Raw genomic sequence first — 23,088 nt, 5'->3', positions numbered from 1 at the left:
ACAGATCCCTGCAAGAACAGGAGGATACCCCCATGAAAGTATTGGTCATTGGCGGCGGCGGCCGTGAACACGCCATTGTCTGGAAGCTTTTGCAAAGCCCGAAGGTGGAGAAGGTATACTGCGCTCCGGGAAACGGCGGTACCGCCGAGATTGCCCAGAACGTCCCGATTGGCGTCCAGGATTTTGCGGCGCTGGCTCAGTTTGTCAAAGACGAAGGGATTGATTTTACTGTCGTTGGACCGGAAGATCCGCTGCTTGGCGGAATCGTCGACTTTTTCCAGGAACGGAGCCTGCCGATTTTTGGACCGAATGGAAAAGCAGCGATGATCGAAGGCAGCAAGTCGTTCGCCAAAAGCCTGATGAAGCGCTACAACATCCCGACCTCTGCCTACGAGTCGTTCATCGACTACGAATCGGCGAGCGCGTATGTCCGCCAGCAAGGGGCGCCGATCGTCGTCAAGGCGGACGGCCTCGCCGCAGGCAAAGGCGTTGTCGTGGCCGAGACGGTAGAGGAAGCGGAAGAAGCGCTTCGCCAGATCATGCAGGAGAGCGTTTTTGGTGCAGCGGGTACGCGCGTCGTCATCGAGGAATGCATGTTTGGCGAAGAGCTGTCCCTGCTCTCCTTTGTCGACGGCGAAACGGTGAAGCCGATGATTACCTCGCAGGATCACAAGCGCATTTTCAACGATGATCGCGGGCCGAATACGGGCGGTATGGGAACGTACGCCCCGGTTCCGCACATGTCGGCCGAACTGGTCGATACCATTGTGAAAACCATCGTCCAGCCGATGGCGTCCGGGATGGCCAAGGATGGCATTCCGTTCAAAGGCGTTCTCTACACCGGACTGATGATTACCGAGCAAGGGCCAAAGGTAGTCGAGTTCAACGCCCGCTTTGGCGATCCGGAAACACAAGTGATTCTGCCGCTTTTGGAAACGGATTTGCTCGACATTTTTGTGGCAACGGTGAACGGAGAGCTGGACGCATTGGACGTGACCTGGAAAGAAGGCAGTGCCGTCTGCGTCGTCATGGCCGCTCCCGGCTATCCGGGGGAGTATCCGAAGGGCAAGCCGATCGACGGGCTGACGCCAACGAAAGAAGGCGTAACGGTCTTCCATGCAGGCACCAAGCAAACCGACGAAGGCATCGTGACCAGCGGCGGCCGCGTCCTCGGCGTAGTCGGGACCGGAGCCAACCTCGAACAAGCACGCGAGGCAGCGTACGCGTCTGTGCAGGCGATCTCCTTTGAAGGAGCGCAATACCGTACAGACATTGCCGCCAAAGCGATGAAGTACCAACAACGAAAGGAACCAGCAGTCGAATAGCAAAAAGGCAGCCCCATTCGCCGATATGGCTTGGGTGCTGCCTTTTCTTGTCCTATTGCCGATAGCGCCCTTTTCGCTTGGAGGCGTAAAAAGCGTAATAGCCTGCTACGGCAATGACACCGACGATCATGGCCATGACGAACAGATTGTGGGACAGCCATTCATAGAGAGGGGTTCCGACCATCATGGGCAACGTCTCCTCTTTTCTACGAGTAAGTGGGATAGCGTGTACTACTGTCGTCCTTTTCCTGTGAGCGATAGGAAATAAACTCGCGGGCAGCTTGTTCAAGCAACTGGTCTTCGGCAGACAGCTTGCCTGTTTCGGATTCGTTTTGCTGCGTCGCGGTATGCGTGTTTGCAGCGGCAGCCTGCGGTTTTGCGGTATGCGCGTCTGCGGCGGCTGTAGCAGTAATGCTTGATTCCTGCTGATTGTGCTCCTTGCCTTTTGCGGAAGTGTCGCTGCCGCTGATCGCGCCCGTCACCTGGTTCATGACGGTTTGAATCCCTGTTTGCTTCATCCGGTCCATCATCCCGGACATGCCGTTTGCCTTGGTTGTGTTGATACCCAGCGCTTTGTACATCGGGCAAAAGCGTGTAGCACCCTCCGCTACCTTCATGGCGGATAGGGCCATCAACAGCCAAGGGGCATTGTGAGGGCGACGGCTCATTTTGCCTATGCCGTAAGCCAGACCCAAGAGTCCGCCTGTCATCCGGATGATGGCATCTGTTGTTCCTACGTTTCGTTGCATGGGTTCTCGCCTCCTGTCGCATCTTCTACACAGTAGTCTGTGATAAAGACGGCAGGACAACCCGTGGAAATTGCAGGACGAAGTGTCGCGGCAGGCAGGGGAAGTCTTCGCGAGCGGCGAAGCAGTAAAGCAATGTGAACGATCATTCAGTCGATGCCGACGAAGACGAAGATGGACAGCGAGGGGAGAGAAAAAGCATGCGAGTTCGAGCCTTATCAGAGGAAGCGTACCGGAACCTGCTGCGTGTAAGCAAACGACAGGCACCGGCCAGTCTGTGGATCAAGGGAGCCAGCGTCCTGAACGTATTTACAAAAGAATGGCAGGAGCATCATATCGTTGTGGCAGGAGAGCGGATCGCCTATGTAGGGGAAAAAGAACCGCTGACGGATGAGCATACGGTGATCGTCGAAGCGGACGGGAAGTACGTCGTGCCCGGCTACATCGAGCCGCACGCCCATCCGTTCCAATGGTACAACCCGTACACGCTGGCGGACTTCGCATTGGAGCGGGGGACGACCACGCTTGTGTCCGACACGTTGATGCTGATGAATTTGCCGCCCGAGCAGGTGGCGGCACTGATGGAGTCTCTGTCCGCCCATCCGGTCAAACAGTTTTTCTGGGCGAGACTCGATCCGCAGACGGGTAAAGAGCATCCGCAATTTACGAAGGAAGGACTCGCTCGCATGCTGGAGCATCCGCTGGTCATTCAGGGCGGAGAGCTGACGAACTGGTCCGGCGTGCTCCAGGAGGACGAGACGCTGTTGTTCGGCTTGAAGCACACGCGCGATCTGGGCAAAAGAATGGAGGGGCATCATCCCGGCGCTTCCTACGAAACGCTGAACATGGCAGCGGCGGCCGGAATCACCGCCTGTCACGAAGGGATTACAGCAGAGGATTTGCTCCAGCGGCTGCGGCTTGGCATGTACGCCACTCTGCGCCATTCCTCGATCCGCCCGGACTTGCCGGAGCTGGTGCAAGGCTGGCTCGCGCTCGGGCTGCCGTGGTCGCCGCGGATGATGCTGACGTCAGATGGCAGCACGCCGCCGATGCACCGCAACGGCTTCCTCGACGGGACGATCCGCGTTGCGATAGAAGCAGGCATGCCGCCGGAAGAGGCGTATGTCATGGCGACGCTGAATCCGGCCGTCTACTATGGGCTTGACGCCGAACTGGGCGGGATCGCGCCGGGCAGAATCGCAGATATGCTGCTTCTGCGAGCCAAGGACGACCCTGCGCCGCTTGTCGTCTTTGCCAACGGACAAAAGGCCGCCGAAACAGGCAGACTGCTCGTTCCAACGGTCGAGCCGCACTGGGATGCATACGCGTTTCCAAGTGTCGATCCCTTGCAGGAAGACACACAGGCAGAATGGTTCACGCTTCGCCCGGATGAAGCGGGGAAGGTGCCGATGCTTCACATGCTGAATGCCGTCATTACCCGCCTGACGCTGGAGGAGCTTCCGCTAGACGAGCGCGGCTTCGTCTCGCTTGCGCACGACCCGCAGCTTGCCCTGATTGTCAGCGTCGATCCGACAGGAAAACGGCGCACAGCGGCCGTGCTGCGCGGCTACGGGGAGCATATCCAGGGCCTGGCCAGTACCTATACGGCGTCCGGCGACTGGCTTGTCATCGGGCGTGATCCGCAGGCGATGGCGGCAGCGCTTGCGCGAGTGAGAGAAATCGGGGGCGGAGTCGTACTGATCGAGAAGGGGCAGATTGCCTGCGAGTGTCCCTTGCCGCTTGCGGGAAAATTTTCCCCGGCTCCCATGGAGGAAGTGATTGCCATGGCAGAGAGGCTGACTGCCAGACTGCGGGAAAAAGGACACGTGCATCTCGATCCGCTTTACTCTCTCCTGTTTTTTACCGCCACCCACCTTCCGTATGCGAGATTGACTGCGGAAGGCATCGCGGACGTCAAAACCGGACAAATTCTTGTTCCGGCACTCCCTTTATAAACGAGGTTTGCAAGAAGGCTCCCAGGCAGTTTCCCTGCTTGCCGGGGCTTTTTTGCGTTTCACTCTGCTAAACCTAGTTATTGACTAGGATATAGTTCTGAGGTATAGTTGCTTCTATACAAATAGAGAGGGTTTCCTGTAAGCGCGGGAATGATGCTTTGCCGATTGCTGTTAAGTGGGGGTAAAGCGTGTTCTTGTACATGTTATTCACACTAATCTTACCTGTTTACAAGGGAATGCAAGGGGGACGTATCACATGAAAAAAGTCGTACAGGGATTGGCAGCGGGGTTGCTTGTTTTGGCACTGGCCGCCTGCGGCAGTTCAGAGACAAGCACAGCCATCAGTGAAGACAAAATTGTCGTGGGGGTAACTTCAGGCCTTCACGAAGAGATTTTGGAAAAAGTAAAGGAAGTAGCCGCAAAAGACGGACTGAACGTAGAGATCAAGGCATTCTCCGACTTCCAGATGCCTAACATCGCCCTGGTAGAAAAAGAAATCGACGCAAACAGCTATCAGACGATTCCGTTTCTGGAAACGTACAAATCCGAGCATGGCGCTGATCTGACGCATGTGGGTGAGACCGTTCTCAACCCGATGGGCGTTTACTCCCATAAAATCAAGAGCCTGGATGAACTGAAGGAAGGCGACACCCTCGGCTTGCCGAGCGATCCGACCAACAGCGTACGGGCATTGCTGGTGTTCCAGAGCGCCGGACTGATCAAGCTCAAGGACGGTGTAGGCGACGAAGCGACGGTACTGGATATCGCAGAAAATCCGAAAAATCTGAAGTTTGTCGAATTGGATGCGGCGCAAATCGCCAAGCAGCTGGATGACTTGACAGCCGCTGCGATCAATACCAGCTACGCGATTAAAAATAACCTTCAGCCGGGCAAGGACTCCATTTACCTGGAGCAAAAGGACTCCAAGCACCACAATGTCATCGTCGTCCGGACCGAGAACAAGGATGACGTAGCTGTGCAAAAACTGGTTAAGGCCTATCAGAGCGACGAAGTCAAGACCTTCATCGAGGAACGTTTTGAGGGCTCCGTAATTCCCGTCTGGTAATGCCGCTGGCTCCACTCGTCTGAATGAGGGTGGAGTCAGACCTTTTTTCACAGAAAACAATCAGCCAGAGTAAAGGGGGTAAGGACGGGTTTGATTACGCTTTCGCACGTATCCAAGACATTTCAGACGAAAAAAGGGCACATTCAGGCCATTCAGGATGTTTCCCTTCAGGTAAAAAAGGGAGAGATTTTTGGGGTGATCGGCTACAGCGGCGCGGGCAAAAGTACGCTGATTCGCTGCGTCAATCTGCTGGAAGCGCCGACGTCCGGCTCCGTCGTGATCGGCGGGCGCGACGTCACCCATCTGTCCGCCGAAGAGCTGCTGCAAGTGCGCCGCAAGATCGGCATGATTTTTCAAGGCTTCCATTTGCTCAAGACGGCGACAGTGTACGACAACATTGCCATTCCCCTGCGTTTGACCGATGTGAAGCAGGAGGAGATCGACGCGCGCGTCTCCAAGTACCTTCGCATCGTCGGACTGGAGGACAAGCACGATGCTTACCCGAGCCAGCTTTCCGGCGGGCAGAAGCAGCGGGTAGCGATTGCCAGGGCTTTGGCCCAGGAGCCGGAAATCCTGCTTAGCGACGAGGCGACAAGCGCGCTGGACCCGGAAACGACGGAGTCGATCCTGGAGTTGCTTTTGGAAATCAACGCGAAGCTGGGCATCACGATTTTGTTGATTACCCATGAAATGCACGTGATCCAGAAAATTTGCGACCGTGTAGCGGTGATGGAGAATGGCCGCGTGATCGAACAGGGAAAAACCGTCGATATTTACGCACAGCCGACCCATCCGACGACGAAGCGATTTGTCAACAGCACGTACCACAAGGAGCTGCCGGGCGCTTTGCTGGAAGAACTGCAGGCGACAGGAACGGTGCTTCGCCTTTCCTTCGTCGGAGAGAGTACAGGCAAGCCCGTGCTGACTTCGATGAGCAGCCGGTTTGCGGTATCTGCCAACATCCTCGCGGGCGGCATCATCCAGCTCAAACAGGAGAAGATTGGTACGCTGGTCGTGCATCTCTCCGGCGAACAGGAGGAGACCCAAAAGGCGATTGCCTATCTGATCGCGCAGGGAGTAAAGGTAGAAGGAGTGGAAGTGGCAGATGAGTGAACTCCAACAGTTTATCGAAGGGCGCATGCCCATCATCGGCGAGTCGGTCATCCAGACCTTTCAGATGGTATCGATTTCGCTCGTGTTTTCTGTCTTGATCGGCCTGCCGCTGGGGGTATTGCTGATTTTGACCCGTCCGGGAAACGCCCTGGAGAATCGCCTGGTCTACCAGGTGTTAAACGTCATCATCAATATCGTTCGTTCCATTCCGTTTATCATCCTCCTGTTCTTTATTCTGCCATTTACGAAGCTGATCGTCGGCACCTCGATCGGGATCAAGGGAGCGATTGTACCGTTGATCGTACACGCAGCCCCTTCCATCGCCCGGCTGATGGAAAATGCACTGGTGGAAGTGGACAGCGGCGTCATCGAGGCGTACAAATCGATGGGCATTCGCACCCGGCACATCATCTGGCATGTGATGCTGCGCGAGGCTCGCCCTACGATCATCCTCGGCTTGACGATTGCCCTGATTAACCTGATCGGCGCGACGGCGATGGCTGGTCTCGTCGGAGCCGGCGGCCTGGGAGATTTGGCGTACCGCTTCGGCCACTTGCGCTACGAGGTCGACGTAATGTACGTGACGGTGTTCATTTTGATAGTAATGGTGCAAAGCTTGCAATCGCTGGGGAACAAATTGGCAGCGAAGTATAAAAAAGATTAGGGCAAATCTGACAGGGAGGTGTGAAAGCAGGATGGAAGAACAAAGCTTGTACATCAGCAAGACGGGAGCGGTGGCGACGATTGTGCTCAATCGACCGCAAAAGCGCAACGCGTTTACGCTGGACATGTGGATCGGCTTGACGGCGATACTGGATCAGCTGGAAGCCGATGACGAGACCAAGATCGTCGTCATTCGCGGGGTGGACGATACGGCGTTTGCCGCCGGAGCGGACATCAGCGAATTTTTGACTCATCGCTCGTCTGCGGAAAAGGCAAAGGCGTACAATGACCGCTCGATGGAAGCGGTAGACCGCCTGCATCGCTTTCCCAAGCCGACGATTGCGATGATTCAGAAGTACGCTGTAGGCGGCGGGCTGGACATCGCGCTGTCGTGTGATTTCCGCTTTAGCACGGGGGACGGGATATTTGCCATCACCCCGGCCAAGCTGGGCATCGTCTACAATTTGACGAGCACCAAGCGCCTCGTCGATCTCGTCGGTCCGTCGAAGGCCAAGGAAATTTTGTACACGGCCAACGCGCTGGATGCAGCCGAAGCGTACCGCATCGGCCTGATCGATCACCTGTACGAAAAGGACGAGATCATGGAAAAGACGTACGAATTCGCCCAGTTGCTCACGGAGCGCTCCCAGGTTTCCCTGCGCGGAACCAAACAGATGGTGCAAGCCATTCTCGACGGCCATACGGAGGAAGACGAGAGAATTGCCCGGATGGTGCTGCAATCGTTTGATTCCGATGATTACAAAGAGGGCGTACAAGCTTTTTTGGAGAAGAGAAAACCACATTTTCGCTAACCAAGAAAGGAAGAGAGCGACATGGCGTCACTAAACAAGGAAACCTTGCTGTTCACCAAAATACAAAAAGAGACAGAGGCGCTGCCGATTTCCTTCGAGGATTGGGAGCAGAGGGCGCGTGAGCTTGTGCCTCCTGGACCGTTTGATTATACGTACGGAGGATCGGGAGCGGAGGAGACGGTGGCTGCCAACCGGGCAGCGTTTTCCCGCTGGGCGATCGTGCCGCGGATGCTGCGCGACGTAACGAACCGCACGATGCAAATCAGCCTGTTCGGACAAAGCCTGAAAACGCCGATACTTCTCGCTCCGGTCGGGATGCAGGCAATTTCCCATCCCGAAGGCGAACGGGCGACGGCGCGGGCAGCAGCGGCAGCCGGCGTACCACTGGTGGTCAGCACCGTGTCCTCCTACCCGCTGGAAGAAATCGCCGAAGTCATGGGAGATGCTCCCCGCTGGTATCAGCTCTACTGGTCGAGCGATCGGGAAGTCAGCGCCAGCATGGTCAAAAGGGCGGAAGCCGCTGGCTATTCGGCCATCGTCCTGACGGTAGATACGATCATGCTCGGCTGGAAGCGGCGGGATTTCCGCAATGGCTACTCGCCGCTGCGCGAAGGCAAAGGCATGGCGAACTACATCACCGACCCTGTCTTTTGCTCGCGATTGTCGGAAGTGACGCCGGAGAAAGCGGTCGAGGAGATTTTGCGCACGATCTATACGCCTGCCCTCACCTGGCACGATCTCGCGTATTTGCGCGAACAGACGAAATTGCCGATTCTCATAAAAGGCATCCTGCACCCGGAAGATGCCAAGCTGGCGCTGGCGCACGGCGTAGACGGAATCATCGTCTCCAACCACGGCGGGCGGCAAATGGACGGAGCCATCGCTTCGCTGGAAGCTTTGCCTGCGATTGCCGAGGTTGTCGCCGGTAAAATCCCGCTTCTGCTCGACAGCGGCGTACGCACCGGGGCGGATGTCGTCAAGGCGCTCGCGCTGGGGGCGAATGCGGTATTGATCGGCCGGCCGTTCATTTACGGCTTGGCCGTGGCCGGGGAAAAGGGCGTAGCCAGCGTGATCGACACGCTGCTGAACGAACTGGATGTGGCGATGGCTCTCTCGGGGAGCACATGCGTCGCCGACCTCAACCGGAGCATCCTGATCCAACGGTAAATACAACGTGGAGGCTTACGAACATGCAGCAGGCGTTACGAAACATGAAGGTGGTGGATTTGTCGCAGGTTCTGGCCGGGCCGTACTGCACGATGGTCCTCGGTGATCTGGGAGCGGACGTCATCAAGGTGGAAAAGTATCCAGACGGCGATGACAGCCGGACGATGGGGCCGTACGTCGACCAGGAAAGCTACAGCTTTATGATGGCAAACCGGAACAAGCGGGGAATTCGTCTCAACATCAAAGAGGAAGCAGGCAAAGCGATCCTTTTGGACCTGGTCAAAACAGCAGATGTTTTCATTGAGAATTTTCGCCCCGGAACGGTGAAAAAGCTGGGGATCGACTATGATACCTTGCGCGAAATCAATCCCGGATTGATCTACTGCTCGATCTCCGGTTACGGGCAAACGGGCCCATACAGCCACAAGGGCGGCTACGACATCATGGCCCAAGGCTTGTCCGGGCTGATGAGCATGACGGGCGAAAAAGGCGGCCGTCCGGTGAAAAACGGCATCGCCATCCACGACATCGCGGCAGGGGTAACCGCTGTCTACTCGATCATGGCTGCGTATATTCACAAAATGCAGACGGGCGAGGGACAGTATATCGACATCTCCCTCGTCGATTCGGGTCTTGCCTGGACGGTCTGGGAGTCTGCTGCCTACTTCGGCGCGGGAGAAGTATCCACGGCGAATGGCTCTGCCCACCGCGTCACGGCGCCGTACCAAGGATTCGCCACCCGCAACGGGCACATTCTCGTCGGGGCGGGCAATCAAAAGCTGTGGGAAGCGTTTTGCCGGGATGTCCTTGAGCGCGAGGAACTGATTGCCGACCCGCGTTTTGTGACCAATACGGACCGCATCAACCACCTTGCCGAACTGGAAGCGGTGATCCAGGAGGTGCTCGTGCAGCAGGACACCGACTACTGGCTGGCCAGACTGGATGCGGCGGGCGTGCCTTCCAGTCCGATCAACCGATACGACGAAGCCTTGCATGATCCGCAGATTCGTTCGCGGGAGATGGTCGTGGAATACGAGCATCCGTTGGCGGGAAAAGTCCGGAGCCTGGGTATCCCTGCCAAACTGTCGCGGACACCGGGGCAGATCAACCGCCCGGCTCCGCTGCTCGGCCAACACACCGAGGAAGTGTTGAAGGAGCTGGCGTATACCGACGAGCAGATTCAAAAACTGGCGGAAAACAAGATTATATAGCGGATGCGACGCATCCCGAGAAGACGGGCACTCCCTCTGTAAAAGAGGGAGTTTTTGATTGATAACATTAACGCTTTGTTGCAGGAAAGGAAAGGTTTAATCATTTAATTTCAATAGCGGGGAATGAAATCACGAGCATGTAAGCATTCGGTATATGATTGGAAAAAATATTTTTCCTCTTGTAAATTATCAGATTTATTTTACAATAAATAATAGCCAAGCCACATCTATCTTCTGCCCCGATAGAAAGAGTGCTTATCTTATCGCAACCTGGTAAGTAGGGTAGATCGTACGGCAAGGACAAAAATAAAGAATCATTAAAGGGGGATTCAATTCCGCATGAAAAAACTCTCTCACATCAGCATTTTATCTGCGGTATTGGCGACAAGCATGGCACTCACAGGTTGCGCAGGAAGCAGCAATTCATCAGGAGGATCCAACACAGGCGGAGGTGGTGAGCAACCGGCGCAAAACCAACCGGGCACTTCTGGCAGCGGAGGGGCAACAGACGGTGGTGTCATTAAAATCGCAACCCAAACCCCCCTCTCCGGGAACCAGTCCTCTCTCGGAGACGCGATCAAGACAGGTGCCGAATACGCCCTGAACTTGCGCAAGGAAGAATTCAAAAAGCTTGGCTTCGACGTTCAGCTTTTCCCGCAGGATGACCAGGCGGACCCGAAAATCGGCGTATCCAACGCGGAAATGCTCATTTCCAACCCTGATGTGTACGCAGTCGTGGGCCACCTGAACTCGGGCGTCGCGATTCCGTCATCCGTGAAGTATGAAGAGGGCAATCTGGTCATGGTGTCTCCGGCCAATACGGCGGTGAAGCTGACCGAGGAAGGCAAGAAAACCGTACACCGGATTTGTGCGCGCGATGACGCTCAGGGACCGAAAGCGGCCATGTATGCGAAAAACACGCTCGGCGTGAAAACAGCCTTTATCATTCATGATAAGACCGCATACGGCCAAGGCTTGAGCGACCAGGTGAAGATGCAGTTTGAAAAAGACGGCGTGCAGCTTCTCGGCTACGAAGGCATTACGCAAGGCGAAAAGGATTACAGCGCCGTACTGAACCAGGTGACGGCCAAAAACCCTGACATTATCTTTTTCGGCGGATTGTATCCGGAGGGCGGAATTCTGGTCAAGCAAGCCCGTGAAAAAGGCTACAAAGGATATTTTATGGGTGGCGACGGCTTGGACTCTTCTGATATGATTAAAATAGCCGGCGATGCTGTCGAAGGTGTCGTGTTTACGTCAGTGGCAGGTGACGTGACGCAGACCGAAGAGGGCAAGAAGTGGGCCGAAGAGTACAAGAAAGTGACGAACAAACCTTTAGAAACCTACTCCGTCTACGGTTTCGACTCCATGAACGTCATTCTCAACGGCGTCATGGAAGCAATCAAAGCGAATGGTGGCAAAAAACCAACACGCGAGCAAGTTCTGGAAGCCGTTCACAAAACCAAAGATTTTCAGGGGCAATTCACAAAAGTTACCTTTGATGAAAAAGGTGACAACATTAACGCAGATGTATTCATTTACAAGTATGACAAGGACAAGTCCACTTTTGTAGGCAAGGCCGAGTAATCGCAGCCAACATCACCGTACACTCTTTCATGCCTCATACAGTCCGGGGCGGCACGCTTGTGTTCGCCCTTTTTTACTGAAACTCACGTCCGGTCATGCGAATGAATGCAGAAAATTTCTACAAGTTCATTGAGAAGTGAGGGATCGCATGATGCTCAACATTTTGCCTCAGGTGTTGGTTGACGGATTAACACTTGGATTCATGTATGCAGTCGTAGCGCTAGGCTACACCATGGTTTACGGAATTTTGGAATTCATCAACTTTGCTCATGGGGAAATTTTTATGGTCGGGGCCTTTGTCGGTACCGAGGTATTGTTGATCTCGGACGCCCTGGGAGCGCTGGAAGGCATGAATCCTTTTGTCGCACTATTCTTGACACTGATTATTGCCATGGCGTTTACCGGGGCGCTCGGGGTTGCGATTGAGAGGGTCGCCTATCGGCCGCTTCGCGGAGCGCCGCGTCTCGTGCCGCTGATTTCTGCCATCGGCGTCTCGTTTTTGCTGCAAGACCTGGTTCGTTTTACGGAAGCGCTGGCTCGCAACGAATTTTATCTGAACAGTCCCACTCTTTTTACAGGTTCAATTTCGATTGGCAGTCTTGCTACGATTCCAACCAAAGGCTTGATCGTCATTGTTCTTGCGATTGTCATGATGATTGGGTTGACGCTTTTCATTAACAAGACCAAATGGGGAATCGCCATGCGTGCCGTTGCGCAGGATCAGAGTACGGCTTCGCTGATGACCATAAATGTAGACAAAGTAATCATGCTTACGTTTTTGATCGGGTCCAGCCTGGGTGGAGCGACAGGCGTGCTGTTTGCGCAAAATTACGGGACGATCGACCCTTATATCGGCTTTATCCTCGGCTTGAAGGCCTTTACCGCAGCCGTTCTCGGCGGGATCGGCAACCTGCGCGGCGCCATGGTGGGCGGGGTGCTGCTCGGTCTCCTGGAATCGCTGTCTGGCGCATTCATGGGGCCGCTGACCAACGGCGCATTCGGTGCCGAGTACAAAGATGTGTTCGCGTTCAGCATTCTAATCCTCGTGCTTCTCTTCAAGCCGGAAGGGCTGTTTGGCGAAGCTGTGAAAGAGAAAGTGTAGGTGAAACCAATGGCAAATCTGGCCTGGAAAACATTCAAAGGAATTCCGCTCGCGCTCACCTTGGTTTGGATCGCCGTCTTCGCGGCTGCTTTGCACTTCATGGACAAATCAGTCATCGCGTTTCTCGGCATTCTCTCCTCCATCGTGCTCGTCTATTATACGAATACGTCCAAGACGATCAAAATGATTGTCGGGGCCGCTGTCCTGCTGATTGTCATTCCGCTGGTCGCCGGTGAAAACCGCTACTACATGGAGGTTGCTTCGCAAGTCGGCATCTACGTGGCGATGGCGCTCGGTCTGAACATCGTAGTCGGGTTTGCGGGGCTGCTCGATTTGGGGTACGTCGCTTTCTTCGCTGCCGGTGCGTATGCCTACGCGATCTTCTCGACCTCGCAGGCGAATGAATTTATCGCAGGCGGCCTGTTTCCGCTCTCCGGTGACTGGTTCTGGCCGTTCCTCATCGTCGGTCTGATCGTGGCCGCGATTTTCGGGATCTTGCTCGGCCTGCCGGTGCTGCGGGTAAAAGGGGACTATCTCGCCATCGTTACGCTTGGTTTTGGTGAGATTATTCGGATTATTTTTAATAACCTGGACAAACCGATCAACATTACAAACGGTCCGCAAGGGATTACCCCGATTCCGTCGCCGGAGCTGTTCGGCATCAAGATGGGGACACCGTTTTACTTCTACTTTATCGTCCTGTTCGTCATCGCGTTTATCGTTTTGGCGAATATCCGCTTTGAGCATTCCCGCCTGGGCCGGGCGTGGATCGCGGTGCGCGAGGATGAGCTGGCGGCGCAGTCTATGGGGATTTCGCTGTTGAATACGAAGCTGGCCGCTTTTGCGACAGGCGCTTCCTTTGCAGGGGTAGTCGGAGTGATTTTCGCAGCCAAACAGACCTTTATCGATCCGACTTCCTTTACGTTGATGGAATCGATCGGCATTCTGGTCATGGTCATTCTCGGCGGAAGCGGAAGCATCCCTGGGGTCGTGCTCGGAGCTGCGTTTGTCACGATTTTGCAGGTGCAGCTTTTGAAAGAATTCTCCAACTTCTTGCACAGCCTGCAGCAATCCGGGATTATCAACCTGCCGAACCAGCTGGACCCGTCCAAGTTCCAGCGGCTCATTTTCGGGATTATGCTGATTCTCGTCGCCTTGTATCGTCCAAACGGACTGATCCCGGCCAAACGGAAAAAGACCGATCTCGACGCGATCAAAGAGAGCGAATACGGCAAACAAAAGCTGGGGATTCTCGGCAAGCTGTCCCAATTGGCTACTGGCAAGCAGTCATAGCGGACGAGGAGGGAAAAGGGCATGGCATTGTTGGAAGCAAAAAACTTGACGAAGCGTTTTGGCGGACTGGTAGCGAACCAGGACGTCTCGATTTCCATAGAAAAGGGAAGCATTACAGCAGTCATCGGGCCGAACGGGGCCGGGAAAACGACCTTCTTCAACATGATTACCGGCTTTTACGAGCCGGATGAGGGCGAAATTCTCCTGAATGGAAAAAGCATCAAAGGGCTGCGCCCAGACCAGATCGCCAGCCGCGGAATTACCCGGACCTTCCAAAACATCCGGCTGTTCAAGGAAATGACGGCGCTGGAAAACGTCATGGTCGGCGTGCACAGCCGCTTGTCAGCCGGGCTGCTCGGGATTTTGTTCAACACCAAGCGCGTGCGGGTGGAGGAAGAGAAGGCCCGCGTAGAAGCGTATCAACTTCTGGAGTACGTCGGCATCGCCCATATTGCCAACGAAGCAGCCGGGAGCCTGCCGTACGGATTGCAGCGTCGGCTGGAAATTGCGAGAGCCATGGCGACGAATCCGCAGATTATTTTGCTCGACGAGCCTGCGGCGGGGATGAACCCGCGCGAGACCGTCGAGATGACAGAGTTTATCCGCAAGCTGAAACGCGAGCTGGACCTGACGATTATCCTGATCGAGCATGACATGAAGCTGGTCATGGGACTCAGCGAATACATTCACGTACTGGACTACGGTCGAAAAATTGCGGAAGGCACACCGGAGCAAATTCGCAACAACCCGAACGTCATTGAAGCCTATCTCGGAAAAAGTGCGTCGGAAGTGTCGTAGAAGGAGGAAACACGATGGCATTGCTAGAGCTGAATAACGTTCATACCTATTACGGCGGTATCCACGCATTGAAGGGATTGAGCATTACCGTCAACGAGGGCGAGGTCGTCACCTTGATCGGTTCCAACGGGGCGGGAAAATCCACCACCCTGAAAACGATCTGCGGCCAGACCCGCGCCAAGGAAGGCAAAGTGATCTTCAACGGCAAGGATATCACCCAGATGCGCACCCACGATATCGCCAGTGCGGGAATCGCCCATGTGCCGGAAGGCCGTCGGATTTTTCCGAAGCTGACCGTGCGCGAGAATCTGGAGATGGGAGCCTTCGGCGTATCGGACAAACATGTGATCGAGGAAGGAATCGAGCGAGCTTTTGCCTATTTCCCGCGACTCAAGGAGCGGATTGACCAAAAAGGCGGCACAATGTCCGGCGGTGAGCAGCAAATGCTGGCGATCGCACGCGGACTGATGATGAAACCGAAAATCCTCATGCTCGATGAGCCGTCGATGGGCTTGGCGCCGATTCTCGTCGAACAAATTTTTGATATCGTAACAGAGCTGAACAAAGAAGGCATGACGATCCTTTTGGTAGAGCAAAACGCGAACCAGGCTCTCTCTGTCGCTCATCGCGGTTATGTCATCCAGACAGGAGAAATCATTTTGAAGGACGATGCGCAGATTTTGCTGGCCAATCCGCAGGTTCGGGACGCTTATCTTGCATAACCAGCGATCGATTCACTCCGCCTGCTGTAGCCAATAGGATAAGCCGGGGCCGATGGAGAATTTTCTCCGTCGGCTTTTCTTTTTGCGAGTGGGGGGAAGATTCAGTGACGCTGATGGGCCAAGCATAGACCGGACGTGAAATACGAAAGCAAATACGAGATAATAAAAGAGCCTTGCGCAAGCCATTTCAATGGAGAGAGAGGTCGACAATCATGAAATATTTCCGTTTGGGGAAAAGCGGGCTGAAGGTTTCGGCTCTGGGACTGGGAACCAACTCATTTGGAGGGCGTGCCGATGAGAAGACATCCATAGAGATCATCCATACTGCGATCGAAAACGGCGTGACGTTCATTGATACGGCCAACATTTACACGCAAACCGAATCAGAGCGAATTATCGGGCTCGCGCTGGAAGGGAAGCGGCATGAGGTCGTACTGGCGACCAAGGCCGGTCTGGTCAAAGGAGAAGGGCCAAATCAGCGAGGCTCGTCGCGCTACCATCTGATGCGCGAGCTGGAGGACAGCCTGAAGCGTCTGCGGACCGATTACGTGGACTTGTACCAGATTCATACCTTTGATCCGGAGACGCCGCTGGAGGAGACGCTGCGTGCCCTGGATGACATGGTGCGATCCGGCAAAGTGCGCTATATCGGGGCGTCGAACTACGCAGCGTGGGAGCTGATGAAGGCGATCGGGATCAGCGAAAAAGAAGGCTTGAACCGATACGTATCGACGCAAGTCAGCTACTCGCTGGCAGATCGGACGCCGGAGCGCGAACTGGTGCCGATGTGTCTCGATCAGGGCGTGGGCATCATTCCGTACTTCCCGCTGGCGGGAGGCATTTTGACCGGAAAATATACGAGCGCAGAGAAAGCCCCGGCAGGTTCGCGTGCGGACAAGGAGCCGCGTTTTGTCCAAAAGCTCAGTGCGGACAATCTGGCGCTCGGGCAGCAAGTAGCGGAGGCTGCGGCCGAACTGGGCGTTTCACCAAGCGTGCTGTCGCTTGCCTGGCTGATGCATAAGCCTGCTGTTTCCACTGTAATCGTGGGAGCGAGTCGCGTAGACCAGTTCACGGAAAACTTGCTGAGCGCCTCGCTTGCGCTCGATGCGGCGACGATGGAGAAGCTGGACCGCCTGAGCGACCCGTACCGTCTTGGGGAGCCGTTTGCCGTGTACCGCCTGCCCTGACCTTCCCATAGAAAAACGACGCGGGTTACAGCTTCCGCGTCGTTTTTTTCTGTCTGTCTGTTATTCAGCTGCCATCGTGCTTTCTTTGAGGATGACGTCGTGCGCTCCGCCTTCGACGAGGCTGGTCGCGGAGATAAGCGTGATGCGCGCTTTTTGCTGTAGCTCGGGGATGGACAGGGCGCCGCAGTTGCACATGGTCGACTTGATCTTGCTCAAGGTGCGGTCCAGGTTTTCACGCAGGCTTCCCGCGTATGGCACGTAGGAATCCACGCCTTCTTCAAAGACGAGGCTGCTTTTGCCGCCTGTGTCGTAGCGCTGCCAGTTGCGCGCACGGTTGGAGCCTTCTCCCCAGTATTCTTTCACGAAGTTGTTGCCGATCTTCACTTTTTTGGTCGGGCTTTCGTCGAAGCGGGCGAAGTAGCGCCCCAGCATGACGAAGTCCGCGCCCATTGCCAGCGCGAGGGTGATGTGGTAGTCATGCACGATGCCGCCATCGGAGCAGATCGGTACGTAAATGCCGGTTTCCTTGAAGTATTCGTCGCGGGCTGCCGCCACTTCGATTACCGCCGAAGCCTGGCCGCGTCCGATGCCTTTCTGCTCGCGGGTAATGCAGATCGAGCCGCCGCCGATCCCCACTTTTACGAAGTCTGCACCTGCTTCCACGAGGTAGCGGAAGCCTTCCTTGTCGACGACGTTGCCGGCGCCGATGGGCACGTTGAAGTTTTGTTTGACAAACTGCACCGTGTCGCGCTGCCATTCGGAGAAGCCGTCCGAGGAGTCGATCACGAGAATGTCCACGCCTGCTTCTACCAGGGCAGGTACGCGTTCCTGATAGTCTTTTGTATTGATGCCCGCTCCTACGATATAGCTTTTGTTGGCGTCCAGAAGCGACAGCGGGTTGTTTTTATGGGAGTCGTAGTCCTTGCGGAAAACGAGGAAGTCGAGATGTTGATTGTCGTCCACGATCGGGAGGCAGTTGAGCTTGTGTTCCCAGATCAGATCGTTTGCTTCCGACAGCGTGATGCCGGATTTGCCGTAGATCAGGGAGGAGAACGGCGTCATGATATCGCGCACAGGCTTGTCCAACGGATCGCGGCTGATGCGGTAATCGCGTCCGGTAACGATTCCGAGCAGCTTGCCTTTGGCAGAGCCGTCTTCTGTCACGGCTACTGTCGAGTGACCCGTCTGTTCTTTCAGCTCCAAAATATCTTTCAAAGTGTGGCTTGGCGTCAGGTTGGAGCGGCTGACGACGAAACCTGCCTTGTGGTTTTTCGCTTTGCGAACCATGGTCGCCTGGCTCTCGATCGATTGGGAGCCGAAAATAAAGGAAATACCGCCACATCTAGCCAATGCGACCGCCATATGATGGTCGGAAACTGCTTGCATGACTGCGGATGAGAACGGTATGTTGAGCGTGAGTGCTGGTTTTTCGCCTTTTTTAAACTTGGTAATCGGAGTGGATAAGTCTACATTGTTTGGGGTGCATTCTTTTGTAGTCAGGTTCGGAAGTAGCAAAAACTCACTAAACGTCCGGGATGGTTCTGTGTAATAAAAAGCCACAAGTCTCTCCTCCTGTATGATCTTGATTAGAGAAATTTTTCTCATGGTAACCGCCAGGCGTAAGAACGTCAATAGGGAATCGAAAGAAGGGAGGTTTTTGTCGTGATTTTGCCGATGAAAGGGGGAACAAGTCGCAAAAAAAGAGCGATTTAGCCGCGATGGTTGGTAGCAGGTTAGTTGCATCGGGCAAATCGCTCTTTTTGTTGCTGGCTCTGTCAGCCTTTGAACGTGACGGGAATCGTCATGGTGAAGCAAGGCCCGTCCGCGTCATTGCGGGCGTCAATCGTGCCTTTGTGGGCTTCGAAAACGGCGCGGGCAATCGCCAGTCCAAGGCCGTGCTTGCCGGACTTGCCTTTGCGGAAGCGCTGGAACAGGTTCGGCAGCAGCGCCTCTTCGATGGGCGGACCGTCGTTGGAGATGCTCACGACCACGTTTTGTCCCAACTGTCGACCGGTGATCGTCAGTCGGCTTTTGGCGTAGCGCAGCTGGTTTTCCATGATGTTGACAAAAGCGGTGCTGAGCTGCTCGCCGTCGCCTTCCACGATCAAGTCGGGGGGCACGTTCACTTGCCACTCGACTTGCGGACTCAGCACGGACAGTCGCTGCCGCAGCAAATGCATCATTTCTGACAAATCGACGCGCCCGACCTGCATCATTTGGGAGACGGATTCGATTTTGGTCAAATACAGCAACTGGCCGACGACCTTTTCCAGCCGCTTGCTTTCTTCCATGATGATCGCCAGAGCTTTTTCCGCTTGCGGTCCCTGGAAGACCCCCTCGGCCAAGCCTTGGGTATAGCCCTGGATCGCCATGATCGGCGTTTTCAGCTCATGGGAAATGTTTTGCACAAAATGACGCTGCGATTCGTCGTATTCCTTCAACTGGTTTTTCATCGTATCGAACGAGCGGGCCAACTGCCCAATCTCGTCGCCGCGGTCCATCACGAGCGGAATGTCGAACTGGCGGCGGGCGATCTTTTTGCACAGCTCGTCCAGACTGCGCAGCGGCCTGCTCAAGTATCCGCTGAACCAGACGGCGAGCAGCCAGCTGACAAGCAAAAGCAGGCTGAAAATCAGCAAGAACTGGCGCGTGAGAATCGCGTTGATCTGATTCAGCTCCTGTTCCTTGGAGAACAGCACCATGTAGTAGGGAAAGCTGTGATAGTCCATGCGCTTGCTGACGAACAGGTAGTTTTCGTCGCCGCGCCTCAACGTGCCGTGTTGCAGTTGGTCGTTCGGATGGGCAGATGCCTTGAGAAACAGTCCGCGCGCCACCTCGTACGGAATCCGTCCGCTGCTGCTGCGGCTGCCCAGCTCTCGTCCGTTTTCGGCGTAGACGATCATGTCAAACGAGTATTCGTAGCGGGAGAGCAGCAGTTGCAAGAAGTAAGGGGCCGCAGCCGGAACGGGCAAAAGCTCGTTGTGTTCGTTGAAGGAAATATGCTCGGACAGCGTGTAAAACTCGTCCTCCAACAGGGCGTACGTGTTGGAGACCAGATACTGCTTGACAGCCAACGGATAGCCGATGCCAAGCCCAACGCCCAGCACACTCGTCAACAGCATGAACAAAATGAGAATTTGCCGGGAGAGCGGCAAGTTTTTCAGTCGAAATTTGCTCATGCGCGCGTCATCCGGTAGCCGAAGCCGTAGACCGTTTCGATGGGAAACTTGGGCATTTTTTTGCGGATGCGCTTCACCAGGTCATCCACGGCGCGGTCGGAGCCGATGTAGTCTTCGCCCCAGATCGAGGTCAGGATTTGCTCGCGGTTCAGGGCCAGTCCCTGATTGTGCAACAGGTAGACGATCAGTTCGAATTCCTTGGTCGTCAAGTCGATCAGCTCGTCGCCTTCTTTTACTTGCCGTCCTTTTTCGGAGATCATATACGGACCGACCGTTACCCAATCCTGGAAGGTTTGCGGCGACGCGACGGCAACGCCCGGCTTTTCGTACGTGCGCTGCAACAGCTTTTTCGCGCGAATGACCAGCTCGCGAGGCAAAAACGGCTTGGCGAGGTAATCGTCGCTGCCCAGCTCCAGACCGATGATTTTATCGACATCCTGGTCGCGGGCCGAGATGAAAATGATCGGGACATTCGATTTTTGGCGGATGAGCCGAAGCAGCTCGTAGCCGTCGATATCCGGCATCATGATGTCCAATATCCACAAATGGGGCTGTGTCTCTTCCTCAAGCAGCGGCAGCACCTCTGTGCCGCTGGAAAATGCCTTGACCTGCAATCCGGCGCTTTCCAGGTACGATTGCAGCAATTCTAGCAGGTTGGTTTCATCGTCCACCAGATAGACAAGGTAGGGGGTGTTCATGGCTTCGCCCTCGCTTTGCATCTGTTTTTCATTATTGTAGCATAGCCCAAAAAGAGATGTGTGGGAGGAGCGTATGAGAATCGTGGAAAACGTGTGGAAGCAGGAATCCCCTCCGCTCTCGCGAAAAATGAAGAAGGGAAAAAACGGCATCGACAGATGGAAAGGAGCGATTTCATGAAACGACAGACGAAAACGTCACTCATGCTACTATCCTTGCTGCTCATGGTCACGGCCTGCGCCACGCAGCAGGTTGACACGCAGCCTACCCCGGCTCCCGGGCAGCCGACCGCTCCTACCGTGCAGACGCCGCCGGAGACGAATCAACCGATCCACTACCCGTACACTGCCCCGCTGACAGGACTCGGCAGTCAGGAGCGGTTGGACAGCAAACGCCCGATCATGGTCATGATTAACAACGCACCGCCAGCGCGGCCACAGACTGGGCTGAACAAGGCGGACATCATCTACGAAGTGCTGGCGGAGGGCGAGATGACCCGCTTTTTGACGATTTACCAGAGCCAGCAGCCGGACGTCATCGGACCTGTCCGCAGCATTCGCCCGTATTTCATTCAGGTGGGCATCGGCTTTGATGCTGTGCTTGTCCATGCAGGCGGCAGTCAGGAAGCGCTGGAGACATTGGCGCAGTCCGACTACAGCCATTTGGACGAAATCCCGAACGGCCGTTATTTCTGGCGGGAGAGCTTCCGCAAAATGCCGCACAACCTCTACACCAAACCGGAGCTGATCGAGCAGGCCATGGAGGACAAAGGCATGCGCAAAACGGCAGAAGTGCCTCACTTCCCGTTCCTTCCGGCGGATGCGGAGATCAAGGAAGGCGAGCCGGCAACCCAGATCGATCTGACGTTTCATTCGCTGAACAAGGCTGCCTTTACATACGATGCCGAGCAAAAGAAATACATGCGATTTACGGCTGGCAAGCCGCATGTCGACCTGAGCGACAACAAGCAGCTTTCGGCGACGAATGTGCTGGTCATCTCGGCCAAACATCGTGTTCTCGATAGCGAGGGCCGTCGGCAAGTCGATGTCATCGGTCCGGGAGACGGCTATTTGTTCCAGCAGGGCAAAGCCCGCAAAATCAAGTGGAAGCGCAGCAACGGCGTCATTCGCGCCTACGAGGACGCAGCCCTGACGCAGGAGGCGCCGCTTTTGCCAGGAAATACATGGGTGGAAATCCTCCCGACTACCCCGGGTCTGTCGCAATCCTTGAAGTTCCAGTAGGGATTGGGGCTTGCGGATGAAGGCGGTTTCTTCTAAGATGAATGGGAAGGCTTTAGTGCTTAAAAATTGTACAGTGAGAAACCGTCCGGCAGACGGATACCATAATCGGGGTGACGAATATGCAATTGGAAAAACTGAAGGGGAAAGGGATTGAACAGCTGTTTGAAGCGATTCTGTCTCTGGAAACCATCGAAGAGTGCTATCAATTTTTTGATGATTTGTGCACCGTAAACGAAATGCAATCGCTGGCGCAGCGTCTGGAAGTGGCGCGCATGCTCCGCAAGGGCTTTACCTACAATCAGATTGAAGCGGAGACAGGGGCCAGCACAGCCACGATCTCCCGTGTCAAGCGCTGCCTGAACTACGGCAACGACGGGTATCAGATGGCGCTGGAGCGAATTGGAAAATAGCTAGGAGGCAAAAAACGTTGATGGACTATCGCAGTTGGCGCCATACGTTTAAGCTGGACCCGGACAAAATGATCGACGACGAGGCACTGGAGCTGATTTGCGAGTCTGGTACCGACGCGATTATTGTCGGCGGCACGTACGGCGTGACATTCGACAACACGCTGGATCTCATGTCCCGCATCCGCCGCTACGCGGTTCCGGCTGTGCTGGAGATTTCTTCGCTCGATGCGGTTGTGCCTGGATTTGATGCCTATCTGATCCCGCTCGTGCTGAATGCGGGCGATCCCGACTGGATGGTGGCCCCCCATGTCACCGGGCTGAAAACATATGGTGCCTATATTCACTGGGACGAGATCATTACGGAAGGATATCTGATCGCCAATCCGGCAGCAGGAGTGGCCGAGCTGACGCGCGCGCGGCCGATTGCGGACGCTGCGGAAGCCAAGGCCTACGCGCAAGTCGCGACCAAAATCTGCCGTCTGCCCGTCGTTTATCTGGAGTACAGCGGCACCTACGGCGATCCTGCTATTGTCAGGGCGTGCAAGGCAGGAGCCGACGAAGCGCACGTCTTTTACGGGGGCGGCATCCGCACTCCGCAGCAAGCGGCGGAAATGGCCGCGATTGCCGATACCGTGGTCGTGGGCAACGTGATTTATGACGATCTGCGTGCAGCTTTGGCGACGGTGGCTGCCGTGAAGGGCGAGAAATAGCCGAACAGACAAAGAGAGCCGAGAAAAAGTGATATGCTCCCTCCATAGTAGACAGGCAAAAGAAAGGTCTGTACTGTCTACTGTGGAGGGATTTTTTATGGGGAA

Annotated in this window: 22 protein-coding genes; 17 read left to right on the top strand and 5 right to left on the bottom strand. The window is 55.3% G+C overall.

Features of this window, described 5'->3' with window-relative positions; translation table 11 throughout:
- Positions 1-32 precede the first annotated feature (32 nt).
- A complete protein-coding gene (gene purD, locus ACTHO6_RS16010) occupies positions 33-1,325 on the top strand; it encodes a phosphoribosylamine--glycine ligase (RefSeq protein WP_440242778.1) in 1,293 nt (430 codons plus the stop codon).
- A gap of 52 nt (positions 1,326-1,377) precedes the next feature.
- Here the strand turns inward: purD and ACTHO6_RS16005 are convergent, their stop codons facing one another.
- Positions 1,378-1,512, bottom strand: coding sequence for an EYxxD motif small membrane protein (locus ACTHO6_RS16005; protein ID WP_440242777.1), 135 nt, complete (start codon positions 1,510-1,512; stop codon positions 1,378-1,380).
- A gap of 19 nt (positions 1,513-1,531) precedes the next feature.
- A complete protein-coding gene (locus ACTHO6_RS16000; protein WP_440242776.1) occupies positions 1,532-2,074 on the bottom strand; it encodes a YgaP family membrane protein in 543 nt (180 codons plus the stop codon).
- A 197-nt stretch (positions 2,075-2,271) separates the two neighbouring features.
- On the opposite strand from ACTHO6_RS16000, the gene ACTHO6_RS15995 reads away from it, so the two are divergent.
- The 13 genes from ACTHO6_RS15995 to ACTHO6_RS15935 all read left to right on the top strand — a co-directional run bounded on the left by ACTHO6_RS15995 (position 2,272) and on the right by ACTHO6_RS15935 (position 16,747).
- A complete protein-coding gene (locus ACTHO6_RS15995; RefSeq protein WP_440242775.1) occupies positions 2,272-4,026 on the top strand; it encodes an adenine deaminase C-terminal domain-containing protein in 1,755 nt (584 codons plus the stop codon).
- A gap of 256 nt (positions 4,027-4,282) precedes the next feature.
- Positions 4,283-5,092: a MetQ/NlpA family ABC transporter substrate-binding protein gene (locus tag ACTHO6_RS15990; RefSeq protein ID WP_440242774.1), complete on the top strand. Its 810-nt coding sequence runs from the start codon at positions 4,283-4,285 to the stop codon at positions 5,090-5,092.
- Positions 5,093-5,182: 90 nt separating this feature from the next.
- Positions 5,183-6,205, top strand: a complete 1,023-nt coding sequence (locus ACTHO6_RS15985; RefSeq protein WP_440242773.1) for a methionine ABC transporter ATP-binding protein — start codon at positions 5,183-5,185, stop codon at positions 6,203-6,205.
- Positions 6,198-6,869 (top strand): methionine ABC transporter permease, encoded by a 672-nt coding sequence (locus ACTHO6_RS15980; protein ID WP_440242772.1) that lies wholly within the window; start codon positions 6,198-6,200, stop codon positions 6,867-6,869. Before ACTHO6_RS15985 ends, ACTHO6_RS15980 begins: the two co-directional genes overlap by 8 nt.
- Before the next feature lie 31 nt (positions 6,870-6,900).
- Positions 6,901-7,680, top strand: a complete 780-nt coding sequence (locus ACTHO6_RS15975; RefSeq protein WP_440242771.1) for an enoyl-CoA hydratase-related protein — start codon at positions 6,901-6,903, stop codon at positions 7,678-7,680.
- 21 nt (positions 7,681-7,701) lie between these two features.
- Positions 7,702-8,847, top strand: a complete 1,146-nt coding sequence (locus tag ACTHO6_RS15970; RefSeq protein ID WP_440242770.1) for an alpha-hydroxy-acid oxidizing protein — start codon at positions 7,702-7,704, stop codon at positions 8,845-8,847.
- 23 nt (positions 8,848-8,870) lie between these two features.
- Entirely contained in the window at positions 8,871-10,058 is a 1,188-nt protein-coding gene (locus tag ACTHO6_RS15965) for a CaiB/BaiF CoA transferase family protein (RefSeq protein ID WP_440242769.1), read from the top strand.
- A gap of 339 nt (positions 10,059-10,397) precedes the next feature.
- Entirely contained in the window at positions 10,398-11,645 is a 1,248-nt protein-coding gene (locus ACTHO6_RS15960) for a branched-chain amino acid ABC transporter substrate-binding protein (RefSeq protein WP_440242768.1), read from the top strand.
- A 151-nt stretch (positions 11,646-11,796) separates the two neighbouring features.
- Entirely contained in the window at positions 11,797-12,747 is a 951-nt protein-coding gene (locus tag ACTHO6_RS15955; RefSeq protein ID WP_440242832.1) for a branched-chain amino acid ABC transporter permease, read from the top strand.
- A gap of 9 nt (positions 12,748-12,756) precedes the next feature.
- A complete protein-coding gene (locus ACTHO6_RS15950) occupies positions 12,757-14,040 on the top strand; it encodes a branched-chain amino acid ABC transporter permease (RefSeq protein ID WP_440242831.1) in 1,284 nt (427 codons plus the stop codon).
- Positions 14,041-14,061: 21 nt separating this feature from the next.
- Entirely contained in the window at positions 14,062-14,838 is a 777-nt protein-coding gene (locus ACTHO6_RS15945; protein ID WP_440242767.1) for an ABC transporter ATP-binding protein, read from the top strand.
- Between the two features lie 14 nt (positions 14,839-14,852).
- Entirely contained in the window at positions 14,853-15,560 is a 708-nt protein-coding gene (locus ACTHO6_RS15940; protein WP_440242766.1) for an ABC transporter ATP-binding protein, read from the top strand.
- 212 nt (positions 15,561-15,772) lie between these two features.
- A complete protein-coding gene (locus ACTHO6_RS15935) occupies positions 15,773-16,747 on the top strand; it encodes an aldo/keto reductase (RefSeq protein ID WP_440242765.1) in 975 nt (324 codons plus the stop codon).
- Between the two features lie 60 nt (positions 16,748-16,807).
- Here ACTHO6_RS15935 and ACTHO6_RS15930 read toward each other — a convergent pair whose 3' ends face one another.
- From ACTHO6_RS15930 to ACTHO6_RS15920, 3 genes are all read right to left on the bottom strand, one after another.
- Entirely contained in the window at positions 16,808-18,307 is a 1,500-nt protein-coding gene (locus ACTHO6_RS15930) for an IMP dehydrogenase (protein ID WP_440242764.1), read from the bottom strand.
- Between the two features lie 215 nt (positions 18,308-18,522).
- Entirely contained in the window at positions 18,523-19,926 is a 1,404-nt protein-coding gene (locus ACTHO6_RS15925; RefSeq protein ID WP_440242763.1) for a HAMP domain-containing sensor histidine kinase, read from the bottom strand.
- Positions 19,923-20,624, bottom strand: a complete 702-nt coding sequence (locus ACTHO6_RS15920; protein WP_440242762.1) for a response regulator transcription factor — start codon at positions 20,622-20,624, stop codon at positions 19,923-19,925. The genes ACTHO6_RS15925 and ACTHO6_RS15920 overlap by 4 nt, the downstream gene beginning before the upstream one ends.
- 174 nt (positions 20,625-20,798) lie before the next feature.
- Here ACTHO6_RS15920 and ACTHO6_RS15915 point away from each other — a divergent pair, with 174 nt between their 5' ends.
- From ACTHO6_RS15915 to ACTHO6_RS15905, 3 genes are all read left to right on the top strand, one after another.
- A complete protein-coding gene (locus ACTHO6_RS15915; RefSeq protein WP_440242761.1) occupies positions 20,799-21,863 on the top strand; it encodes a DUF3048 domain-containing protein in 1,065 nt (354 codons plus the stop codon).
- A gap of 119 nt (positions 21,864-21,982) precedes the next feature.
- Positions 21,983-22,273 (top strand): YerC/YecD family TrpR-related protein, encoded by a 291-nt coding sequence (locus ACTHO6_RS15910; protein ID WP_122903015.1) that lies wholly within the window; start codon positions 21,983-21,985, stop codon positions 22,271-22,273.
- 17 nt (positions 22,274-22,290) lie between these two features.
- Positions 22,291-22,983: a heptaprenylglyceryl phosphate synthase gene (locus ACTHO6_RS15905; protein WP_440242760.1), complete on the top strand. Its 693-nt coding sequence runs from the start codon at positions 22,291-22,293 to the stop codon at positions 22,981-22,983.
- Positions 22,984-23,088 lie beyond the last annotated feature (105 nt).

It is taken from the genome of Brevibacillus sp. SAFN-007a (assembly GCF_051967035.1).
In the GTDB taxonomy this organism is placed as follows: domain Bacteria; phylum Bacillota; class Bacilli; order Brevibacillales; family Brevibacillaceae; genus Brevibacillus.
This window is presented reverse-complemented; position numbering and strand designations above follow the sequence as displayed.